Annotated in this window: 14 protein-coding genes; 13 read left to right on the top strand and 1 reads right to left on the bottom strand. The window is 54.1% G+C overall.

The window, feature by feature from the left end; all coding sequences use genetic code 11:
- The first annotated feature begins 17 nt into the window (after positions 1-17).
- Together thiE and thiD are read left to right on the top strand one after the other, a co-directional pair.
- A complete protein-coding gene (gene thiE, locus JE47_RS0100070; protein ID WP_031457802.1) occupies positions 18-668 on the top strand; it encodes a thiamine phosphate synthase in 651 nt (216 codons plus the stop codon).
- A complete protein-coding gene (thiD, locus tag JE47_RS0100065; RefSeq protein ID WP_031457801.1) occupies positions 665-1,468 on the top strand; it encodes a bifunctional hydroxymethylpyrimidine kinase/phosphomethylpyrimidine kinase in 804 nt (267 codons plus the stop codon). Before thiE ends, thiD begins: the two co-directional genes overlap by 4 nt.
- Before the next feature lie 87 nt (positions 1,469-1,555).
- Here thiD and JE47_RS0100060 read toward each other — a convergent pair whose 3' ends face one another.
- Complete coding sequence (locus JE47_RS0100060; protein WP_031457800.1) at positions 1,556-2,104, bottom strand: hypothetical protein; 549 nt, start codon at positions 2,102-2,104, stop codon at positions 1,556-1,558.
- Positions 2,105-2,358: 254 nt separating this feature from the next.
- On the opposite strand from JE47_RS0100060, the gene JE47_RS0100055 reads away from it, so the two are divergent.
- The 11 genes from JE47_RS0100055 (at position 2,359) to JE47_RS0100005 (ending at position 23,718) form a co-directional block, all read left to right on the top strand.
- Positions 2,359-3,300: a hydroxymethylglutaryl-CoA lyase gene (locus JE47_RS0100055; RefSeq protein WP_031457799.1), complete on the top strand. Its 942-nt coding sequence runs from the start codon at positions 2,359-2,361 to the stop codon at positions 3,298-3,300.
- 40 nt (positions 3,301-3,340) lie between these two features.
- Positions 3,341-4,132, top strand: a complete 792-nt coding sequence (locus JE47_RS0100050) for an SDR family NAD(P)-dependent oxidoreductase (protein ID WP_031457798.1) — start codon at positions 3,341-3,343, stop codon at positions 4,130-4,132.
- Between the two features lie 21 nt (positions 4,133-4,153).
- Positions 4,154-7,297: a S41 family peptidase gene (locus tag JE47_RS0100045; RefSeq protein WP_031457797.1), complete on the top strand. Its 3,144-nt coding sequence runs from the start codon at positions 4,154-4,156 to the stop codon at positions 7,295-7,297.
- Between the two features lie 203 nt (positions 7,298-7,500).
- Entirely contained in the window at positions 7,501-8,271 is a 771-nt protein-coding gene (locus JE47_RS0100040; protein ID WP_031457796.1) for a hydroxypyruvate isomerase family protein, read from the top strand.
- Between the two features lie 213 nt (positions 8,272-8,484).
- A complete protein-coding gene (gene pheS / locus JE47_RS0100035; protein WP_031457795.1) occupies positions 8,485-9,534 on the top strand; it encodes a phenylalanine--tRNA ligase subunit alpha in 1,050 nt (349 codons plus the stop codon).
- Positions 9,535-9,537: 3 nt separating this feature from the next.
- The gene (locus JE47_RS0100030) at positions 9,538-10,410 is read left to right on the top strand and encodes a hypothetical protein (protein ID WP_031457794.1); all 873 of its coding nucleotides are present in this window, start codon (positions 9,538-9,540) and stop codon (positions 10,408-10,410) included.
- Entirely contained in the window at positions 10,407-11,333 is a 927-nt protein-coding gene (locus JE47_RS0100025; protein ID WP_031457793.1) for a DMT family transporter, read from the top strand. Before JE47_RS0100030 ends, JE47_RS0100025 begins: the two co-directional genes overlap by 4 nt.
- An 879-nt stretch (positions 11,334-12,212) precedes the next feature.
- Positions 12,213-13,208 carry a sugar phosphate isomerase/epimerase family protein gene (locus tag JE47_RS0100020; RefSeq protein ID WP_031457792.1) on the top strand — a complete coding sequence of 332 codons (996 nt, stop codon included), beginning with the start codon at positions 12,213-12,215 and terminating at the stop codon, positions 13,206-13,208.
- 138 nt (positions 13,209-13,346) lie between these two features.
- Positions 13,347-17,096, top strand: a complete 3,750-nt coding sequence (locus JE47_RS0100015) for a right-handed parallel beta-helix repeat-containing protein (protein WP_031457791.1) — start codon at positions 13,347-13,349, stop codon at positions 17,094-17,096.
- An 11-nt stretch (positions 17,097-17,107) separates the two neighbouring features.
- Positions 17,108-22,276 (top strand): beta strand repeat-containing protein, encoded by a 5,169-nt coding sequence (locus JE47_RS0100010; RefSeq protein WP_031457790.1) that lies wholly within the window; start codon positions 17,108-17,110, stop codon positions 22,274-22,276.
- A 311-nt stretch (positions 22,277-22,587) separates the two neighbouring features.
- Positions 22,588-23,718 (top strand): hypothetical protein, encoded by a 1,131-nt coding sequence (locus JE47_RS0100005; RefSeq protein ID WP_031457789.1) that lies wholly within the window; start codon positions 22,588-22,590, stop codon positions 23,716-23,718.
- Positions 23,719-23,877: the final 159 nt, after the last annotated feature.

Genomic DNA, 23,877 nt, shown 5'->3' with positions numbered 1-23,877 from the left:
CTGGAAAGGAAACCGTGATGAGCACGGCAAGAACAGTTGACTGGCGGCTCTACGTGATAACCGATGCTGGCCTAGCCCGTGGTCGTTCACATCGAGAGGTGATCGAGGCAGCGATCCGCGGTGGCGCGACTGTCGTGCAATATCGGGCGAAACATGTTTCCACCCGGCAGATGGTCACCGAGGCACAAGAACTGCGTGAACTGACCTATCGTACCGACGTACCCTTCATTGTCAATGATCGGGTAGATGTGGCGCTCGCAGTTGATGCTGATGGTGTACATATTGGTCAGGACGATATGCCGGTGGCGCTTGCCCGCAAATTGATCGGCGACCGGTTGTTAGGTGTTTCGGCGCACAGCCTGAGCGAAGCGGTACAGGCAGTACAAGATGGCGCCGATTACCTCGGTGTGGGACCAGTCTTTGCGACGCCGACTAAGCCCGATGCTGCCCCACCGATAGGCATCGATGGCCTGACAACCATTCGGCGGCAGATATCGATCCCGATTGTCGCCATTGGTGGCATCAACCAGACAAATGCTGCTGAAGTCATACGCACGGGTGTCAATGGTATTGCGGTGGTTTCGGCAGTGGTGGCGGCAGCAGATGTTACTGCTGCTACCCGCCAACTGATTTCGATTGTATCAGCAGTTCAGGAGCAGGTATTATGACGTTACCGCGTTGTTTGACTATTGCCGGTTCCGATTCGGGCGGTGGAGCCGGTATCCAGGCCGATCTGAAGGCGTTTGCCGCTCTGGGTGTGTACGGAATGAGCGCGTTGACAGCCGTCACTGCCCAAAATACGGTTGGTGTCCAAGGAGTGATTGAACTGCCGGCTGCGTTTGTTGGTCAGCAGATCGACTCAGTGGTAACCGACATCGGTGTTGACGCTGTGAAAACTGGGATGTTGGCCAACGCCGACATTATTGCCGTCGTCGCCGAAAAGGCTCGTACCTATCAATGGCCACATTTGGTTGTTGATCCGGTGATGATGGCAAAAAGTGGCGATCCTCTGTTGCGACCAGAGGCTCAACAGGCGTTGATCTCGCTCTTGTTTCCGCTGGCAACGATAGTAACGCCGAATATTCCAGAGGCGCGTGCCCTGACCGGACTTGCGATCACGACAGTGACGGAGATGGAACAGGCAGCACAGATGATTCATGCGATGGGGCCGCGTTGGGTACTGGTGAAAGGTGGTCATCTACAAGGTGACAGTGTTGATGTCCTCTTCGACGGCGCACAGTATCAGTACTTCACCGCGCCACGGATCGAAACCAGGCATACGCACGGTACTGGCTGTACGTTCGCTTCAGCCATCGCCGCCGGTCTGGCGAAGGGGCTAAGCGTGCCTGAAGCAGTTCAACAGGCAAAGGACTATATTACCACTGCGCTGCGCCATGCTCCTGGTTTAGGAAACGGACACGGCCCGGTACACCACTTTGCGGCCTGGTACGGCGTTAGTGAGGCGTAAAAGGATCGCGTTCCAGGTATACTCACCAGAAGGTAAACACCTGGAACGCGAGCGGAGAATACATAGGGCGCGTTAAGAAGCACACCCTTACTTCTTTTCAACCGTGCTGTTGACCACACCCATCAACACCTTGCCGAGTTCAGCCTGGGCCTCGATCACTCGCTGCATCGCCTCTTGCCAGCTCTGCATAACCTTCTGCATCTGAGCCGTATCCCAACCACGAGCGATGGTCGTCGGATCCGACTTCTTAAGCATCTCGAACCATCCCTCAATAAACCGGCTTTGGCTCTCGGTAAAGTTGCGCGTCATCTCCAGCACTTGTCGGCTCCATTCCACCAGCGAGGTTGGTGTCATCGGATTGAGACCGGGGATGGTCGGTACACCTGGCACAGAGGGCATCGTCGGCATATTGACACTATTCGCCGCCACTGCCTCGGCCCACATCCGGGTTAGCTCAACCTGCGCCTCAAGGGTCTGCTTCACCGTTCCGCGCCAGCTATCAACCGTCTTCTGCCATGCCTCCGGACTCTGCGGAGATGCCATGTATTGCATTGAGGCCATCCAGCTTTCCCACACCTTCTGCTGCGTGCCCGTCCACATTTTGATCATGTCGTTTACTTGCTTCGACCAGTCCATCGGATCCTCCATTCAGCGTTATGCGCTGTCTTCCCATTTTTTGCACCGCATATCTCATGCGGGTCTGCTGTCAGGGTAGAATAGTAGGTTACAGTGGAGTTACTAATGCGTTTCATTGCAACCATTTGACAGAAGGAACGCAAATCTCTACCATACTGTCAAATAGTACCGTTGCATCCCAAGAGTTCATGCTGCCGTTTTGGATTCCCGGTAGCGCGCCGACCATTCATCATGAGATACCAGGGAGGTCAATGATGACCACAATGGAGATTGCCACACTTCCCAACTTCGTGCATATTCGTGAAGTGGGGCCGCGTGATGGGTTGCAGAATGAGCCGGTCATTCTCAGCACAACTCAGAAGATAAAACTAATCGATCTGCTCGCTGCCACCGGGCTACGGGCAATTGAAGTGGGAGCTTTTGTGCGGCCTCAGAATGTTCCCCAGATGGCCGATACCGAAGCTGTATTTGCCGGTATCGAACGACGACCGGGGGTCGTATACAGTGCAATCGCACCAAATGTTGTCGGGGCGCGACGGGCAATTGCCGCTGGTGCAGATGTTGTTCAGGTATTTCTTAGCGCCAGCGAGAGCCATAATCGAAGCAATGTGAATATGAGTATCGAACAGTCGCTGATACAGGTGGCCGAGATGGCAACACTCGTCCACGCTGCGGGTAAGCCGTTCGATGCCGTTCTGTCGGTAGCGTTTGGCTGTCCATTTGAAGGCGATGTACCAATTGAGCGGGTCATGGATCTGTGCCAGCGGTTGCTCGATCTGGGAGCCGAGCAGTTAACGTTGGGCGACACCACCGGAATGGCACATCCACTCCTGGTACAAGCAGTGGTGCGCGCCTTTCGCGAACGCTTTCCACGCCAGCCGTTACGTCTGCATCTGCACAGTGCGCGTGGCGCCGGACTGGCTAATCTACTGGCCGCATTACAACTGGGTGTAGATATGTTCGATTCGAGCATCGGCGGCATTGGGGGTTGTCCGTTTGCCCCTGGCGCGCCCGGCAATCTTTGTACGGAAGATGTGACCCATCTGCTCCACGAGATGGGGATTGCAACTGGGCTGAATTTGCCGGCCCTGATGGCAACCGCCCGTGAACTTGAGCGCATGTTAGGGCATGAGGTGCCGGGTCAGACCATCAAAGCCGGTATCTGCAAGCACTTGCGAGATCGGGGAGAAGGATAGGCAGCGGAGGAGATGTTGCTGCAATACAGAGGTGAACAACGTGGATCCGCGTGATCGAGTAGTCATTATTACCGGCGCTTCAAGTGGGATTGGTGCGGCGACGGCGCGTTGTTTTGCAGAGGCCGGTGCCCATCTGGTGCTGGCGGCTCGTTCGCACGAGGCGTTAGAGCAGGTAGCAGCCGGCTTGCCACGAGCAATAGCTGTGCCAACTGATGTCACCGATCCGGTAGCTTGTGCCCATCTGGTTGAACGTGCTGTTGAAGCGTTTGGACGAGTTGACATCTTGATCAATAACGCCGGAATCGGATTGACCGGCCCAATCACTCATCTGGCTCGCGCCGATCTCGAGCGGGTATTGGCGGTTGATCTGCTGGGGCCGATCTGGTTAATTCAGGCCACAGTACCACTGATGCGTACTGCCGGTCGCGGTCAGATTATTAACGTTTCTTCAGTACTAGCAGCACAGCCATTACCTTTTCTGGGTGGTTATGCAGCGGCCAAAGCTGCACTTGAACAGATCAGTAACGCGCTCCGGATCGAGCTATACGGAAGCGGTATCACCGTTACGGTAGTACGTCCTGGTACTACCCGCACTGCGTTTAATCAGCGCAGGCTGGGACGTGGTCATGAACGACGACGAATTGCACCGCCTGGAGTACCGCCAGAGGCAGTGGCCCGCACTATCCTCCGTGCTGCTCGCACCGAGCCACGAATGGCCTATGTGAGTTGGAGTGATCGCCTGGCGTTGTGGATTAGTCGGATGGTTCCGGGATTGATCGATTCCGTGCTAGCCCGTGCGTTTGTTTGGGAAGAGCATTCGGTTCAGCATTGAGGGTATTTCGAGGAAATAATCGTGAATACACCGTCTGCGTTGTTGCGCCAACCGGCTCTCGATCCTGATGGTCAACAGCTCGCCTTCATCACCGCTGGAGATGTCTGGCTGGTCTCAATCGAAGGTGGAATTGCCGAACGTCTGACCGCTCATCCAGCACGCCATTACCAGCCGCGCTTCAGTCCCGATGGACAGCATCTGCTGTTTGGGGCCGGACGTGATGGTGCCGGTGATCTTTACGTCCTTGATCTGGCGGGTGGCGCACCGCAACAACTTACCTTCCAGGATGAACCGTGCTACCCGCAGGACTGGGCAAGTGACGGTGAAGCAGTCTATTTCACCAGTGATATTGAACAGATGGGGTATGGCATCTATCGTGTTGGTATATCTGGTGGGACACCGGCACCAATCTATCTTGAACCATACGAACAGCTCGATCAGGTCGCTGTCGCGCCAGATGGGCAGCAACTGGCATTTGTAAACGTGCGTGAACGCTGGTGGCGACGTGGTCCCCATCCCTTTTCGCCGAATGAAGTCTGGTTAGGCCCAGCCTATCCCGACTATCGAGCGCTCTGTCAATATGCGGGTCCTTACGGTCAGAGGTTTCGCTATGCCGGCAAACTGGGGTGGCCGCTGTGGGCGCCCGATGGACAGGGATTGTATATTGTCTGCGATTATGACGGGCACGAGAATCTCTGGTATCTTCCGTTTGGCGAAGGTGAGCCACGTCAGATTACCTGCTTTCGTGATGGCAGATTGTTTTTTCCAACAATCGCCCGCCGGAACGGCGCCATTGTCTGTGAACGAGGTGATGGGCAATTGTGGCGCATTGATCCACTAAGCGGTGAAGCTGCGCCTATTCCTATTCGGGTCCGAATCGACAGCAAATACACCCCGGTGCGAATCGAACGCTGGACGAGTGGCTACAGCGAAGTCCATCTCAGCCCTGATGGTAAGAAGCTGGCCTTTGTCGCCCGTGGTGATGTCTTTGCCGATTTTGCCGATAAGGAGACGGATCGCGATCTACGGCAGGGACCGGCTTTTCGCATTACCAACACGCCAGCCCGCGAGCGGAGCGTTGCCTGGACACCCGACTCACAGCGCTTAATTTACCTTTCTGACCGTCACGGTGAAGTTGAACTGTTTCGCTACGACTTCAGCAGCGGTCAGGAATGGCAACTTACCCACGATGGCCGACCGAAAATGTTACCGCGAATTGCGCCTGACGGGAAGGCCATTGCGTACATCCGCGATCAGATGGTCATTGAGGTCATCGATATTGAGGGCAAGTCACCACGTGAGGTATGTCGAGCAAGGTTTGCCGTGGCCGCCGATCTCTGTTGGTCACCTGATTCACAATATCTAGCCTTCGTCGCGCAAGATAGCCGCCTCTTCAGCAATGTCTATGTAGTGCCGGCAAGCGGTGGCGAGCCACGTCAGATCACCTTTCTCAGTAACCTGGAAGGCGGGAATCTGTGTTGGGCGCCAGATGGTAGCTTCATCATCTTCACTACCGAACAGTATCGTTTAGAAGCTCAGATCGCTCGTGTCGATCTCCGTCCTCCACAACCAGTTTTTCGCGAAACGGCTTTTGAACAGTTGTTTGTGAAAAAGGAGGAGCAACCGGCCAAAACCGATGATCAATCTGCCACCAATACCAGAGCACCCGAACCGCCAAACACGTCTATCGTCTTTGAAGGGATTGATCGTCGGCTGCGCCTGCTCACACCACCACAAATGAACGCAATGGCGGGAGCCATCAGTCCCGATGGGAAAGACCTGCTATTTCTGGCGTCAGTAGCCGGCAAGGTTGATGTCTGGACACTCCCCCTCGATGAGCCACGAGCCAATCAGCCGCCACGCCAGTTGACCGCCAGCGACACGCGCAAGGGATTTCTACAATTTGCCCCTGATGGTCGTAGCTTCTACTATCTTGAAGACGGGCAGGTAGTGGTGCGTCGCTTCCCCGGCGGGAATGAACCAAACCGGCTCTCATTACGGGCTGAAGTAGAGGTTGATTTTCATCGCGAAAAAGAACAAATCTTTATCGAAGCCTGGCGCGAACTCCGCGACAGCTTCTACGATCCGACATTCCGCGGTCAAGACTGGTATGCGGTCCGTGAGCGCTTTGCCCCCCTGATCAGCGCGGTACAAACGACCGGAGAGCTTCATACGCTGATTAACCTGATGGTGGGCGAACTACGGACCTCACACCTGGGTAGTGGCTTCTACGGTGGCGAGAGTGATGACGGCTTTATCGGTATTCTCTTCGCCGCCGAGCCACTGCTGCGTGAAGGTAGGCTTATCGTTGAGCGTATCTTACCCGACGGCCCGGCAGCCCTGGCGTCTGCACCACCGCAACCCGGTGAAGAGCTAATTGCGATTGATGGCACACACCTGAATGGTTCCATTTCTATCCATAAGCTCCTCTTGCGCAGTGCCGGTCGGCGGGTACGAATCAGATTGCGTGCAAATGACGGCAACGAACGTGAAATCGTTGTTCGTGCGATCGGTCAAACTGCATACCAGGAATTGCGTTACCGCGATTGGGTGTTAACCAACGAGCAGTACGTCCATCGGCTCAGTAAAGGACAGATCGGCTACGTCCATATTGCTGAGATGAGCTATCGCGCCTATCAGCAATTTTTGGTCGATCTCGACGCTGAAACGCACAGCAAGGCTGGTGTCATCATTGACGTGCGGTACAATACAGGTGGGCATACAGCGACGTTCATTCTCGATGTGCTGATGCGACGTTCGGCACTGCGTAGCGGTTTTCGCGATCTTGGCACGACTGACGCCAGTCATCTGGCAGGTAATCGCGTGCTTGACCGACCAACTGTACTAGTGACGAACGAACGTTCGACAAGCAACACCGAGATGTTGAGCGAGAGTTACCGACGGCTGAAGCTCGGTAAAGTAGTAGGCCGCCCAACTGCTGGTGCAGTCATCTGGACGTATGAGATTCAGTTGCTCGATGGCGCATGGCTAAGCCTGCCTCGATTATATGTGGTTACGCCGGAGGGTGAAGACTTAGAGGGACGAGGACGACCGGTTGATGTTGATGTTGCTCGGCCACTGGGTGAATGGGCCACAGGACGCGATAGTCAGCTCGAAGCAGCAATCACCACCTTGCTCAAAATCGTTCGGCGAAGACGCTCGTGAAGTGGCGCTTGAACGGTAATGAGCGCCGGGCTAAAAATGACCGTATGTCGTACATCGTTATACGCCGACAACAGTATAATAAGAGCTGTGCATTGCAGAGAAACCTGACCGGCCAACCGCTTACAAGCGCTGTGCGTCTTCACGTCGCTATCGCGGGTCGGGTTACGCGATAGCGATACTTGTGCAGAAAAGTGAGGTTGAAGATGTCGACCCTCGCACCGCTCCGCTTCTCAGTCTGTCTCGATATGATCTTCACCGATCGCCCGTTTGAGCAGCGCCTCGAACATATTGCCGATCTGGGCTTCCGCGCCTACGAATTCTGGACGCGGCGGGGCAAGGATATGAATATCACGATTGCCCTGCAAACGGCATTACGCTTGCACTGTGTAGCCATCTTTGGTAGTGAAGCCTCACCGAATGATCCCGATCAGCGCGCCCTCTTTCGTGAAGAAGTGACGCGCAGCGCTGCCCTGGCAGTTGATCTCGCCTGCGATAATCTCATCGTACACGGTGGCATCAGTCGTGCAGACCTGGATTATGCCAGCCAACGGGCATGTCTGATCGATGCGCTACACGAGGCTGCCGAAACAGCGGCTGATGCCGGTTTAAACTTGCTGCTCGAACCGCGTAACCCACTCGACCATCCGAGGAGTTTTCTCTGGTCATCTGATGAGGGGTTCGCGATTATTCGTGAGCTTGGGAAACCGCACGTTAAGTTGTTATTCGACTGCTACCATCAGCAGATCAGTGAAGGCAATCTGACCCGTCGCATTCTCGCAAACCTCGATCTTATCGGTCACATCCATGTGGCCGATGTTCCAGGACGGCACGAGCCTGGTACTGGCGAGATCAACTACGAGCACATTTTCGGGATTCTCCGTGAACACGCTTACAGTGGCTATGTTGGCCTTGAATATACGCCACGAATCGATTCCGCTGCCAGTTTACGTGCAGTACGGATGTTGAGCCAGTGAAGAACGGTGATGATCGATTGCGTTGGGTAAGAATGGGGCGAAGACCAAATCTACGCACCACGGCGCAAGTTTTGTCTGTCCTTGCACATCACCACGAAAGGGGCAGCAGCCAATTGCACGCCAACCGGCAATCGCAACAATAACAACACGCCGACAATCCAATGTATAATAGCAGTGCACATACCACTCGTGATTGAAATGCTATGGTGTTCCATGACCACGTTGCTCGATGAATTAACTGCGCTCGAACAAGAAGCCCTTACCGCACTTGAAGCCGTTAGCGATGTCACTGCGCTCACCGAATGGAAGAGCCGTTTTATCGGAAAGCAGGGTCGTCTTTCCCGCCTGAGTCGCGGCCTCGGTGCCCTACCGGCAGACGAACGACCACTGGTAGGACAGCGGGTAAATGCCTTACGTGAACAGCTCGAAACCGCATTTGCGGCTGCCAAAGAGCGGCTGGAGGCCCAGGCCATTGCCGCCGAGCTGGCCGCAGAGCGGATTGACGTGACAATGCCCGGTCGTCGTCCTGCGGTTGGCTATGTTCATCTCACCAACCAGATTCTGCGTCAGGTTCAGCACATCTTTGCCGAGATGGGTTTTCAAGTCTGGGAAAGCCCTGAAGTTGAATATGACGCTTTCAATTTTAGCCTGCTCAATTTCCCCGACGATCATCCCGCACGCGACATGCAAGACACCTTTTACATTGAAATGCCAGCAGGCGCGCCTTCAGTGCTCTTACGAACCCATACCTCGCCCGGACAAATCCACGCGATGCGGCGCAATGCCCCTCACCCGTTACGGGTCCTGATTCCCGGTAAGGTCTACCGTAACGAACAGGTAACGGTGCGGAGTGAGATGATGTTCCATCAATTTGAGTTCTTAGCGGTTGGTCGCAACGTCACGATGGCTGATCTGAAGGGGACACTGAGCTTTTTCGCCGAGCGTATGTTCGGGCCAGGCACCCAGGTGCGCCTGCGTCCCAGCTTCTTCCCCTTCACCGAACCCAGTGCCGAGATGGATGTTACCTGCTTCCTCTGCGGCGGAAAGGGTTGTCGCATCTGCAAGTACGCTGGCTGGCTTGAAATCGGTGGTTGTGGAATGGTCCATCCGAATGTGTTACGCAATGGCGGTTATGATCCGGCAGAATTTAGCGGTTTCGCTGGCGGATTTGGTCCTGAACGGGTCGCAATGCTCAAATACGGTATCGATGACATTCGCTGGTTCTACAGCGGTGACCAACGCTTTGTCGAGCAGTTTGGATAATCTATGCGCCGTGATGAATTGAATCGAGCAATTCACGATCTCTACCGTGCCGAACACGAGGCACTCGGTGAACGTGGTGGCTATGAACTGCTTGACGAAGCGCGCCGGTGGGATTTGACTTCCGTCTTAACCAGTGGCGGAGTTATTGTTTTTCCCCATGCTGGTGTTGCCGATTGCGGTCATCAGATAGCAGCGGCCGTCCATGCCTGCCTCGATAGTGGCGCCGATCGCGTACTTGTGATCAGTGTGCTACACGCCTGGAATGATGAAATGGAGCAGGCACGCCGTCGAGTCGCGGCTAGTGGCTCACCTTCAGCCGAGCGCTATTGGGGCATTCAGGGGCTGGGTCTCGACCGGGGGAATGAATGGCAGCTTGATCACGCGCTCTACAGTTTTCGCTTCTTTTGGCAGCTTGAAACACGCCGTCGCGGCATCCGTGGCCCGCAAGTGATAGAGCGCTACCCCTACCTGGCCGGCGGTCATCCTGAGTCGCTACCCGGCATCGAAGAGCTGGTAGAACTGGCTCGCGATGCAGTCATCGTTTCAACTGCCGATCCGTTTCATCACGGCATCGGCTACGGCGATCCGCCTGAACAGTCACTGGCTCCAGATGAAGGTGGCCTCGAACTGGCGCGACGCACTATTGAAGAGGGGATTTCCCTTTTAGCAGCCGGTGATTATTGGGGCTACAATCAACATTGTGTGCGGGCTAAAAGTGATGCACGAGATGCAGGTCAAGTGTTCCGTTTCTTACGAGGGCCGCTTCAGGGTGAAATTCTCGATCTGGTCGCGAGCGACGCGACAACACTGTACCAAACCCCACCACCGACATGGGTAGCTGCACCACTTGTGTGCTGGACGAGAGTAATTCCATGAATCGACATCGCTTGTGGCTGTACACTGTCCTCTTTGCCGGTGTACTGATCGCCTCAACTGCATCAATCCTGATCCGCTATGCCCAGGGTGCCGGTATGTCGTCATTGAGTATCGCTGCCGGAAGACTGGGTTTAGCGGCGCTGATCCTGACTCCGCTGGCGCTCAGCCGATCCAGCAACGAAATACGTCGACTCGCCCGTCGCGATGTTCTCTTCGGCATGGGAGCCGGCGTGTTTCTTGCCCTTCACTTCGCCAGTTGGATTAGCTCACTTGAGTATACCTCGGTTGCCAGCAGTGCGGCGCTTGTTTCTACGAACCCGCTCTGGGTCGGGTTGGCTTCATTCTTCCTCTTCCGTGAACGATTACACTGGACGACTCTGATCGGCATTGCGCTGACCTTAGTAGGAACGATCGTGATTAGTATCAGTGATAGCACCAACACCACGCAGAGCAATCCGTTGCTTGGCAACACGCTGGCCTTGATCGGCGCGGTTACCGCCAGCGGCTATCTGCTTATCGGTCGTAACTTGCGCCAACGACTCTCGGTATTAGCGTACATCTGGCTCGTCTACACCAGCGCAGCAGTGGTACTGGTGGTATGGGCTATCGTCAGTGGTCAGCAATTCTTTGGTTTTGCACCTTACGTGTACCTGATTGTCCTCGGTCTGGCGGTTGGCCCCCAACTCCTTGGTCATACCGCCTTCAACTATGCGCTCAGCGGCTTATCGGCCACTTACGTAGCAGTGGCAATTCTCGGTGAGCCAATCGGCTCATCCCTGCTCGCCTTCATCCTCTTCCGTGAAACTGTCGCACTGTTGCAGCTCGTTGGGATTATTCTCTTGCTCACCGGTATTGCCGTGGCCTCAATTGCTGAACAACAACCAACCAGCGAGGGGCAACCCGCCCGGCAGTCTGCCGACTGATCACGGTGTGAGGACGCGCCGCTGTGCACGACTGTACTCCGTCGCACCGCCCGCAATGCGATTACAACAGCACGTTCGGATTGATGACGCACCGCTACCTGTGCACGACTGTACTCTGTCGCACCCTTATCCTAGAGCATGATCAAAAACTCGCATTTCTCACAGGGCTCGTACTGTGACCATGCAACCATTGTGTGGAAGGTTACCACTATTCTTTCGCTCCTGGTTGCACCCTCCCCCTTCCTCTCCCGCAGTGCGGGAGAGGAAGGGGGCCAGGGGGAAGGTGAGGGCCGCCAGGCGTGCTCCGCAGCACCGGCGCTGAACCCGGCGCCGCCCGTTTCCATCGCTTCGAGACAACGCCTGCGGTGTCTGCAAACGTCCACTGTACCATATCTGGAGATGCCATATCGAGCCTCATCACAAGCCCAGGTCTTTGACAAGGCTCGTAGTTGCTCGCCACTTCAGCCGACGCCCCTACCGAGCATCTGATCAAAACCACGAGTTTCTGATCATGCGCTTAGCCCTGGTCAGCATAACACCAACGAACTTCATGCACGTGCCAACGGCGATTCCGATCCGTGTAGTTTCCCCGAAAGTGCAGGACGCTGACGCGCACCCTGCGGAATCGGTGACGGAAAGCGTGCTCACATCAGAAGTACGTTATAAAGAATGGAGGGGCTGCCATAGCCATTCGCCAGAACGGGAGGTAGTGCGTTTCTGTACGAGCTACGAGTAGATTCGGAAACCCTCTATTCTGCACTCCTCACGACTGCCAGGTCGGATGAGAACCTGAAAAAACTCTGACGAGCCATTGTTAAGTTCAGCGTAAAATGTTTATTGTGGTATAATATTTGTCCTGAAAGTGTATGAGGTTTGGCCGTGTTGATCGGTCTTTCTGTCTTAAGTTTTAGTTATCGCTGCGGATTGCTTGGACAAGGAACATCTCGTGCAGTCAGTCGGCCACTCGATGTTGAAGATATGGTGGCCCTGGCCACACGAGCTGGCTTGCAGAGCATTGAAATACCTCTGCGTCTGCTCCCCGACCTATCTCCTAATCGATTGCATGCGCTCCGCGAGCGTCTGAGCCTGTGTGGACTAACACCGGTAGCGGATAGCGACGTCGTTGATGTTGAGGTACTGCGAGCGCACATTCCTGCCGCAGCGATGCTCGGTGCACGTGTACTGCGAGTGCTGATCAGTCCGGTGTTGGAAGGATATCGTCGTTCTTTCACCGATAACTGGTCAGCTCATTTGGCCGAGATTACTGATCGATTGCGCGCCGTGATCGATCTGGCAGCCGAACATAACGTTATCCTGGCCGTTGAGAACCATCAAGATGCCACCAGTGCTGATCTGTCTGCCATCTGTACTGCTGTTGACAGTCCGTACATCGGTGTCTGCTTCGATGCTGTGAATTGCCTGATTGTCGGTGAAACACCATACACTGCCTTTGAACGACTGGGGCCTTTGATTCGGAATGTGCATCTCGCCGATTACGAAACGTATCCAACACCCCATGGCTGGCGGCTCGTTCGTTGCGCATTAGGTGAAGGTGATCTCGACATTCGCCATATCTTTAACCTGATCGAGCAGTATACCCCAGAAGTAACCTGTCAGATTGAGCTGGTCAGTCATAGTGCACGTCACGTGCGGATTCTCGATGATGACTGGTGGCAGGGATACCCACCATGCGATGTGCGCGAGGTTCTACCAGCTTTGCGCCTCTTCGCCCAAACGATGCGCTTACGCGATGACGACTGGCGTACACCCTGGGAACGCGGTGCTGGCGAAGAGCAGATCTGTCTGTACGAAGATCAGCAGTACGCCGCTTCGATTGCGTATTTACGGGCAATTGGTGTGCTACCCCGTCTATAAAAATCAGTACTAAATTCCTGTATCATCGCCTGTTCTCGCCACCAGATGAGCGTGCTACAATCTACATCAAGTGGAACGTTACCGATCGTCACTGCTTCGTAGTATGCCGGGCGCTATATGTTGGCGCAAGGAGAGAGCATGTCTGCACGCAAAATCTGGTGGCTTGTTGTTGGTCTGTTCTTGATCGGAAACACCTTCCTCTGGCCACGACAGAGTTTCAGTCAAGCAAGTCTTACACTGTACGTCGATACGTTGGCTGATAACGCCGTAACCGATCTCAACGTGCATTGCACCGACCAGCTCCCCAACAACAATTGTAGTCTGCGCCAGGCAATTGCAAAGGCAAATGCTAACAGCGGCATAGACCGGATAACGATCAGTTTTGAGTTGATCACTGAAGGGTCGGTGGGATCGGCACCGTATGTTATCACCACCACGCAACGGTTACCACCAATTACCCGACCAAATGTGACGATCAGTGCTGATCTCCTGAGCGGTGCACCGCAGGTTGCAATAAATGCCAACGCCAGCGATGCAGGTCTGGTGCTCAGCGGTGGTGGAGCAATCATTGAAGGGCTGGTCATCTATGGTGCCAGCAACGACGCCGGTAGCTATCGCGGGAGTGGCATCTATATCAGCAGCGCTGATAATGTTGTCCGCAATTGTACTATTGGCTTACTGCTCGACAACACTATACCACCCGACAACTTACGGAACCGCAACGGAATTGTGATCAGTGGCAGTGCTGCTCGCAATAACCAAATCGGCACGGCTAATGCACCGAACACAATTGCCGGGAACACCGTTAATGGTATCGTGATCAGTAATGCGTCGCAAAATCGCATTCAGGGTAATCGGATCGGCGTTCTCTTTACCAGCACAACTGCTGCTCGGCCTAACGGCGGGTTCGGTATTCAGATTCTCAGTGACACGACTATTGACCCGAATGGAAGGGCGGAGCTGAATCTGGTCGGTGGCTCGACCAACGCTGAACGGAACATTATCGGCGCCAATGGATTGAGTGGCATTCTGATCGGTGGTTCACAAACGTATACGACGACTGTTGCCAGTAATCTGATCGGAGTTAATCTAGAGAGCGAAAGTGCATTTGCCAACGGCGGTGATGGCCTCCGCATTGAAGATGGCGCCCAAGCCACGCAGATCGGGAGCATGAGTGCAACCCAACCATTGGTCATTAGCGGTAATAACGGGGTTGGGATTAGAATCCACGCGAATGGAGGTGCCTCGCCAGCCAACACGAACCTCAATGGCTATGCGTTGATTGGTTTAAGTCGGGGTGGCAGTAGTGCCCGCCCAAATGCGCAAGGTGGCATCTACGTAAGTGAGAGCGCCGGAGTGACAACCATTGGCAGTGCCAGTACATTGCTACGTATCGGTGGCAATGGTGGACCGGGTATTTGGATTGGCCCTAACGCCAGCAATATCGCAGTGGTAAACGCATTCGTTGGTGCACTCCCCGGTAATGTGGCCATTGCTAATGAACAAGGTCTGGTCATCAATGGTGCCAGTGGCATTACTGTCACTGCTTCCACGATAGCCGCCAATACCACCGCTGATGTACAGATACAAAATGCCAGCAATGTGACCTTTGATAACAATGTGATCGGGTTACACGCTAGTCGCCGTAGTGTCGCAGGGAGTGCTGCTGCCGGCATTACTGTGAACAACAGCACCAATCTGACAATCGGTCTGACAACTGGAAATGTGATCGCTGGTGCGAATGGCCCAGGGATCGACATCAGTGGTAGCAATAGTGTGAGCATTACGGTGCGTACCAACGTTCTTGGTCTCCGCCGTGACACAACCGGCGACGCCTACAGTGTTGCCGCAGCCAATACCGGCCCTGCTATTCGCGTTAACGGCGCATCGCAGGTAACAATTGTCAGCAATGTGATCGGCGGTAATGGCAATACTGCCGGTATTGATCTGACAGATGTCCAGACGGCAACCATCACCCAAAACCAGATCGGCTGGATTGCCGATCCAGCCGGTGGCTCCACGCTGCTGCCCCGCTCGGCCAGCGTTGGGATTGCGTTAACGAGCGTTACAACCGCTACCTTGAGCGGGAATCGGTTGCGGCTGAATACAGATGATGGCATTCGCCTGACCGACTCGAATGCGGTCACGATTGACAATCTGAATGAGATTGAGGAGAACGGTGGTGATGGGATACAGATTGGTGGCACTAGCCGTAGTGTAGTGATAACCGGCAATCACATACGAGCCAACGCCGGTTATGGGGTACTGGTAACCGATAGCGCCCAGCGAGTTCGTATCACACAAAATCAGATGTCAGCGAATGGATTGGGGGGTATTCACCTCGATAACACAACGCTGTATAACGGGACCGGCCTTGATCCTGATCAGACCCTCAACCGGCCTAATCACAGTATTGATCCACCCTTCGACCTGCAACTCTCACAAGACGGTTTGATAACCGGTCGAATCTTTACCAGTGCGGCTGAGCGTGAAGAAGACCTCATTCCAATCTCAGCATGCGCTGGCTGCACAATCCAAGTCTATGCGCCGAAACCCGATCTGGCTGTCCCTGACGGACAAGGCTGGCAACAGCTTGAGATGTTAGTCAACGGTGTTATCCGCTCTGAGATCGATCAGGTCGACGCCAGTGGTGTATTTAATGCACAAATGATCGATCTTCCTGCCACCTATCCTCAACTCATCTTTGCTGCGACAGACCGGTTTGGAAATACATCGTCATTTCACATCTTCACCCCGACCGTTGATCTACGGCTGACCCCGCTTGATCCAGTCAATCAAAGTGCAGCACCTGGCAGTACTGTTCGTTATCGACTACAGGTAGAGAATCACGGAACGTTGCAGATTAACCGTCTCCGCCTTACTACCACAGGCACCCTAAGCGGTTGGACACCAAGCGTCGAGCCGACTGATCGTGATCGCTTTGCACTTGCTCCTGGCGCCAGTCGCGTGCTTACAGTGACGCTCACGTTACCAACCGGTAGCCACCCGTCGATCCAGGTACCGATCACCGATACCACAACGCTATCATTGACTGCACCCGGTCTGAACCCGATCACACAGACATTGCGCACAGCAGTACAGGCATTGCCGATGTTAAGCGCCAATCCGGCAAATGGTTCAGCTACTGTGCTCCCTGCCGATACATACATCTATCGTCATCAAATTACGAACAATGGCAACGTGACTGTGCCTATCGATGTGAGTGCAACCACTGCCGACCTGATTGGGCTTGACACCTACAATACGACAGTGTTAACACCAACGGTAACCTTGGCGCCGGGGGCGAGTGCAGAGATTGCCGTTCGGATCACAGTTCCTACCGGTGCACAAACGACTACGCCAGACGGTAATCCGGTTCGTGCAACAACGATTATCACCGCTACCCCACGCGGATTTGGTGCACAGGCCATCACCATAACCGACACCACCACCGTTGGTCTGCGCTATAGCGCTGAATTGCGCAGCAGTTACGAACAAGATGTGCAGGCTGGCCGTGAGGTTGTCTTCTTGCACACATTACGTAACACCAGCAACGGACGGGCAACGTTCCAGCTCAATTTTGCCGCCAGTCGTGGTAGCACGCTGATCGCTTTTGAGTCGGCAACTGCTGGCGTCACCATCAGTGATAATCGGGTCACACTCGACAATGTGGCCGGTAGTGGCAAGGTTAATCAGATGGTACTACGGGTACGGGTACGGATTAGTGAATTGATCTTGCCCGGCACCCGTGAAACGTTGCGCATCTGGGCATCGATACCTGGTACCACTGAGCCACTCAGCGGCGCTGAAGTGCAGGATACAGCAGTTGTTCGTGATTCGTCGGGGATTCTGGTACCGGCAGTCTGGATACCGTTGGTCGTAAATTAAGGAGTGACCCTATGGATCGTCGCTTTCGGATTGCACTCCTTACGTTTCTCCTGGTCAGCCTGTTTCCGATCGCCGAACCGGTACAGGCAGCATCACTGATTGTCAATTCGCTTGCCGATACCAACGATGGCGCCTGCACCACCGATCCAGGGGGCTGTACATTGCGCGAGGCCATCACTGTTGCCAACAGTAATGGCGTACCCGACACAATTACCTTCAGTGTGAGTGGTACCATTTATATCCGCGATAGCGGTCTACCACCTCTAATCGAAGGAAACACGACCATCGATGCTGGCACAAACCATACCGTCGTTCTCAGTGGAGAACAGCTCCGCGACAGTAGTAACAACATTATCCCGGCCCACGGTATTGTTATCGCTTCAAATAACAATGTCATCCGCGGGTTGGTGATCATTCGTTTTAGCAAGGGCATCGGTTTCACGAGCGGAGGCTCCGGTATCTATCTACGTAACAATGCTCAGAACAATCTGATTGTGAATAACTGGATTGGGCATTTGAACGGCTTACCGGAGCCAAATACTGGCTACGGCATTCTGATCGACGGTGGGGCCAGTGATAACCGGATCGGTACCGGTAATCCCGCCGACCGGAACGTAATTAGTGGCAATACGGTTGCCGACATCGGGTTGAGCAACAACCTGAATACAACCCCACTCAATGGCAACCAGATCGTTGGTAACTTTATCGGTACCACAGTAAACGGGGATGCCGATCTTGATACGAGCAACGCTGCGGATAATCTCGGCGGTATTTCAGTAGAGAATTACGCCTACAATACACTCATCAGTGATAATGTTATCGGTGGCTACACCGGCACGAATGCCGCTGGAATTGTCTTGTTTAGCAATGCTGCGAGCAGCAACGCCCCCTCTATTCCTCGTAACACCCGCATTACCGGTAACTGGATTGGTGTTAACCCGACCGGTACCGTCATTGCCAACCGCATTGGTATCCTGGTTAGCGGCGGTGGTGCGTATGGCGCAATCAATACCGAGATCGGCGATCCGCTGAATCCCTTTACCGGACGAAACTACATCGGCGGGAATACTAACGGTGGGATTATTATCGGAGATACCACGTTCGCCACTGGACCTACGACGATTGCCGGGAATTACATCGGTGTGGCCCTTGATGCTAGTGGTAACCCCTTCCCAGTTGGAAACGGCACGATCAATCAGGTCAGTGGTGGTGAAGGGATTTTTGTTGGTCGTAATGCTATTTCGACCACTATTGGGCCAGGTAATGTGATCGCCGGTGCACGCACAAACGGTATCCGCATTCGTTCTGGGAATACAGTGGTACGGGGGAATTACATCGGAGTTCATCCAAACGGCACCCAAACGACAACGACAACCATTAGCAGTTCGCCTGTAGGCTACGGTACCGGCGACGCTAGCGTCTGGATCGAGAACGGCAGCAATTCGATTATTGGTGGAGCGAACCCAGCGGATCGCAATGTAATTGCCGCCGGGCACTTTGCCGTTACTGGTTCCGGGGCTGCTGTGTTAATCGAGCCTTGTACGACAAGCTGTACAGCTAATAACAATACTGTCTGGGGCAACTACCTCGGCATTCGAGCTGATGGGAGTGGTCTCCTGGTGGACGGCACTAGCAACATAGTCGCCGACAGTGAAGGTCTTCGGATCAGCAATGCAAGTAACAATACCGTCCGTGATAACCTGATTGGCGGCGTTGACCGCGGCATAAATCTTCGTAATAACGCGAATAACAACCTTATTACCGGGAACCGAATAGGTGTACGGGCATCAAGCAGCGATACCCCTGGCAGTGGTACAACGACGCGCAAAGACGGTATTCAACTTAATAGCGGTAGTAACAATCGGATCGAGTTTAATCTCATTGCATTCACCGGCCAGAGTAATACCACTTTGTTCAATGCGACTCACGGCATTACTGTCAGGAGTAGTAACAATCAACTGTTCGGCAACCGGCTGGTACGCAACGGTCGTCTCGGCGTGGGTCATGGCATTTTCATAGCCGATAACGTAACCGGTGTCTTGATCTCACGGAATACAACTCAGGATAACGCACAGGATGGAATTGGCCTCGGCAGTGGCGCGAACGGCGAGCTTGCCGCTCCGACATTCAATCCGATCACGGCCGGTTCGCCAATTGTTAGCGGCACAACTGGCTGCGGTGCAAATTGTGTCGTCGAAATCTTCACCAGTAGTGCCAGTGTGACTGACCGCAATCGTGAGGGGCCGGTCTTTTTAACTAGCACCACAACCGGTAGTGGTGGAACGTTCAGTGCGAATATTACCGGATGTCTGGGATTTATTACGGCAACTGTCCACAACCCCACAACCGGCAACAGTTCACCTTTCTCAAATGCACTCGACGTGAATGCAACCGATGCGTGCAGTACGCCAACCGCCACTCTAACGGTTATCGGCGGTAGCAGCCGCGCAGTGAGTATTGGCAGTACATCAACCTATACACTCACCCTGAGTCACACTGCTTCGGTGACTCGTACCTATACGCTGATCCTTGATAGCAACCGCGGGTGGACGAGTGGGCCAGCACTTGTAGAAGTACCACCGAACGGTAGTGTGCAGGTACTCTTCAGCGTGCTCGTTCCCTTGACCGCTACTGCTGGTGATACCGATACCACAACCGTTACTGCTCGTAGTGACCAGACCGTCTCGAACCAGGTGACACTGACGACAACTGCTCAGGCAGTCACGATTATTCCGGCGCGCCCTGAAGTTTCACCCGGCCAGATTGTAGAACGGACAGGGAACACCATCACGTTTGTTCATACTATCACCAATACCGGTCAGCTCAGCGGCCTTTTTAGTGTTATTCGGCCAGATGGTAGCAGCGGTCTGCCTATCTTTAGCGGTACCCCACCCACCGGCTGGAATATTCAGTCTGCAACCCTTGCCAGCACAACCCTGAATCCTGGTGCGACAACAACGCTGACTATCGTTGTGAATACACCAGCTAGTACGACCCTCCTCGCGGGAGACTACCCCTTCTCATTCCGAGTACGTGCGGTGAGCCAGCAGGGAAGCCAGACCTTTACCGAGCAGAGCGATCCCCCGACGGTTGATACAATCCGCGTCCCGGTTGTGCGCACCTTTTCATTCGTCGCCCAACCACCGACCAGTCAACAACTGACACCCGCAGCAACGGTGAACTTCAGCTATACTATCACCAACACCGGTAACTTCACCGATACGTTTAGCATAACGCCACCTACCACGACCAGTCCTGCCTCTGGTCTTAGCTTCAACGTGACACCAGCAGGCCCATTCACACTGGCTGCCGGTCAATCTCGTCCGATTACGCTCACCGTTACTGCAAGCGCCAGTGAGCCGGTGGGAACGTACAATTTCACCGTTCAGGCCGGTGTAACAGGGGGGAGCAACCCACCGGCTATCCAAACGGCAAGTGGAACGGTACAGGTCATCGGTGGTGGTACCCCAGTGTTCGTCGGGACGCCGTTGGTAACGCCTGCCTCAGTTTTGCCGGGTGACACCGCAACGATCACGGTGACCGTGCGCAACGGTGGTAATGCAGCCGCTCCCTTTGATTTTGTCCAGACGTTGCCGACCGGCTGGAACTTGATCGGTAGCAGCAGTACATGTCCTTCACCAGTACCCGCCGATAACACAACCTGCACGTACACCTTACAGGTAAGCATACCCACAACTGCTGACGGCGGGAATGCTATTGTAGAAGTACGAGCGATTGCGCGTAACGGCGGTCAAATACCTCCTGCACCTGATAGTACTGCCAGTACGAACGTTACTGTCACAGTCGCGACGATTCGCGATCTAAACTTCGCTCCAACACCACTTACCGCTAACGGCGATCCTGGCGAGGTGATCACCTTCACCCACACACTGACGAACACCGGAAATGCGGCTGATGCCTTTACACTCACCCTGAGCGGATTACCGGTTGGTTGGAACGCAACGGTTGTTCCGACAACCACGACCACTCTGGCGCGTAATGCCAGCACAACTGTCACCGTACAGATTACTATCCCTACCGGTATCAACGCCGGTACCACGGTAACGGCCATCGTGCGAGCGACCTCTCAGGGAAACCCAACCGTCAGTGCTGACGTGCTTGATAGTGTCACCGTCAACAGTGTTGATCGGGCTGAGCTGTCAGCAGGGACAACCGTTAACAGTTTGCCAGGTGCCACAGTGATCTTGACACACACATTGCGCAATAGTGGATCATCAACCATTGCCTACGATCTCAGTGTACAAAGCAGCGATGCAAACTGGACGGGTCTCAGTGTTAATCCTGCCACCAGTCCGGTTTTAGTACCTGGTAGTAGTACGGTGATCACCGTGACGATACCCATCCCAACCAGTGCACTACCCGGCACCAGCAATACGATCACGGTTGAGGCACGGGCCAATGGCGGTACGACCCTGCTCGCCGCGGCTGAAAACATTATTCAGGTCGGTGCCTTGCGCGATGTTGAGATTACACCATCACGAACCGTTACTGCGCTGCCTGATTCCACCACCGTCATCACGCACACCGTGCGTAACCTCGGCTTTACCGCCGATTCGTACACTATCACCGCACTACAAGGTGACGGCCACAGCGTGATTGCAACGCCCAATCAGGTCGATCTGGGGCCGGGGGAAAGCCGTGACATCGCCGTTTTACTCACTCTGCCGGCTGGTCTCGCTGCCAACACCGCACTGAGCAGCATCCGTGTCACAGCCACGTCGCGGAGCGACACAACGATTACCGCAAGTGTCTTCGATAGCGTCCGCGTTGGGCTGGTAACCGGCGTTGCGCTTAGTAGTGACCGTCTTCAGGGTATCCCCGACGGTCGTAACCGAATTACGTTTAGTGGCATTATGCTGGAAAACCTGGGTAATGACACTGACACCTTCGATCTCTCAGTTAGCGGGCTGAGCAACAAATTCAGAGTAGAGGTAGTGCCGGAGAGTGTAACCCTCAACGGCGGCGCAATTGATGTTGGGATTATCGTCAACGTTGATTTACCATTGATCCAACCGGCACCATTACGCCATGATCTGATCCTGACGGCAACATCTCGCCGTGACCCAAATCAACGCAGTAGCATTCGGCTATCGATGATCTATCTCACTCGTCAGGCGATCTTTGGCGAACCGGTGTTTATTCCGATTGTAGCTCGCTAGCGCAGAAGAGATCAACCTAGACATACAGACCATTGCCCCACCGCTTCAGGTGGGGCATCAATCTATCTCAACCTCAGATTGCGGCTTGATACGAACCATGCGCTCAGTTCCACTCACCCATCGCAGAACGTGGGTCAAAGGCCATGCCTGCCTTTCTGGTACGAGATATAATAAAGCATCCATCTGACCAACTCATAGCGAACAAAGGCATACGCGACGAGGCCGAACAATGACCGGTCACATGCGGGCACAGAACACCTCATCAGGGAGAACTATCATAGCTAACGAGTATTCACCTCTCGGAACAGGGTATGGTACACATCGAACGAGTGGATTTTGCTAACAAACAACAGATTAAACGCTTCGTTCAACTACCGCACCGGCTATACAAAAGCTGCCCGCAGTGGGTGCCACCACTCAACATCGATGCCTATGCTCAACTCAACCCACGAAAACACCCTTTCTACGAGCATTCAGATGTTGAGTGTTTCCTGGCTGTACGCAAAGGACGCGATGTTGGGCGCATTGCCGCCATCGAAAATCGGCCATACAATAAGTACCACGGTGTCAGAGAAGCCAATTTTTACTTTTTCGACTGCGAAAACGACCCGGAAGCTGCCTCCGCTCTGTTCGATGCCGTCTTCGACTGGGCCAACAAACGTGGACTGAACCGCGTTGTTGGTCCGAAGGGAATGGGACCGCTTGACGGCTACGGTTTGCTTACCTGCGGATTTGAACATCGCCAGACAATGACTATGTTGACGTACAACTATCCCTATTATGTTAATCTGGTTGAAGGTCTGGGCTTTCAAAAAGAAGTTGATTTTATATCCTGCTACCTGCCTTCTGACAGCTTCAAGATTCCGGAACGTATCGAACGGGTTGCCCAGCGCGTGATGGAGCGCCATCGTTTACAGGTAAAACATTTTTCTAGTAAGCGTGAACTGCTGCAATGGGTGGATCGGATTGGAGCGGCTTATAACAAAGCGTTCATCCATAATTGGGAGTATTACCCGCTCACCGAACGAGAAACTGACTTTGTGGTGCAGAGCATTATCACAGTTGCCGATCATCGTCTCATTAAGGTCATTACGCACGCCGGTGAAGTTGTCGGCTTCCTCTTCGCCTTTCCCGATGTCTCGGCTGCCTTACAGCGTGCCAGAGGACATCTCAATCCGCTTACGCTGGCCGATCTGTTGATAACGATGCGTCGCACCAGCGCAGTGGTGATCAACGGCATGGGTATCTTGCCCGAATTTCAGGGTCAGGGTGGCAATGCACTGCTCTACTACGAAATGGGAAAGACACTGCTGGCATTCAGACGATTCACGCACGTTGAAATGACCCAGGTAGCCGAAACCGCACGCCAGATGCGTGCCGACTTGAAGAACCTAAACGGAGTAGAATACAAAAACAATCGCGTGTATTTTAGGGATTTGTAGATGTTCATTCCCCCCATTGCCTGCAAAACGCCGATGATGCCTGTCTCGGCGTTTGTGGGGTTAGAATCCCCTCACCTTCCCCGATCCCTCTTCCTTTCCTGCACGGAGCAAGGGAGGGAGAGGATAAGGCACGTTCGCCAGTGAACAAACCATTTTTTT

This window comes from Chloroflexus sp. MS-G, assembly GCF_000735195.1.
In the GTDB taxonomy this organism is placed as follows: domain Bacteria; phylum Chloroflexota; class Chloroflexia; order Chloroflexales; family Chloroflexaceae; genus Chloroflexus.
Note: the sequence above shows the minus strand (reverse complement) of the source record. Positions and strands in the feature narration are given on the sequence as shown.

Bases quoted from the DNA above. Each gene is read 5' to 3' on its own strand.
- thiD (WP_031457801.1), top strand. From the start codon at position 665: ATGACGTTACCGCGTTGTTTGACTATTGCCGGTTCCGATTCGGGCGGT.
- thiE (WP_031457802.1), top strand. From the start codon at position 18: ATGAGCACGGCAAGAACAGTTGACTGGCGGCTCTACGTGATAACCGAT.
- JE47_RS0100030 (WP_031457794.1), top strand. From the start codon at position 9,538: ATGCGCCGTGATGAATTGAATCGAGCAATTCACGATCTCTACCGTGCC.
- JE47_RS0100025 (WP_031457793.1), top strand. From the start codon at position 10,407: ATGAATCGACATCGCTTGTGGCTGTACACTGTCCTCTTTGCCGGTGTA.
- JE47_RS0100060 (WP_031457800.1), bottom strand. From the start codon at position 2,104: ATGGACTGGTCGAAGCAAGTAAACGACATGATCAAAATGTGGACGGGC.
- JE47_RS0100040 (WP_031457796.1), top strand. From the start codon at position 7,501: ATGTCGACCCTCGCACCGCTCCGCTTCTCAGTCTGTCTCGATATGATC.
- JE47_RS0100005 (WP_031457789.1), top strand. From the start codon at position 22,588: ATGGTACACATCGAACGAGTGGATTTTGCTAACAAACAACAGATTAAA.
- pheS (WP_031457795.1), top strand. From the start codon at position 8,485: ATGACCACGTTGCTCGATGAATTAACTGCGCTCGAACAAGAAGCCCTT.
- JE47_RS0100010 (WP_031457790.1), top strand. From the start codon at position 17,108: ATGGATCGTCGCTTTCGGATTGCACTCCTTACGTTTCTCCTGGTCAGC.
- JE47_RS0100055 (WP_031457799.1), top strand. From the start codon at position 2,359: ATGACCACAATGGAGATTGCCACACTTCCCAACTTCGTGCATATTCGT.
- JE47_RS0100015 (WP_031457791.1), top strand. From the start codon at position 13,347: ATGTCTGCACGCAAAATCTGGTGGCTTGTTGTTGGTCTGTTCTTGATC.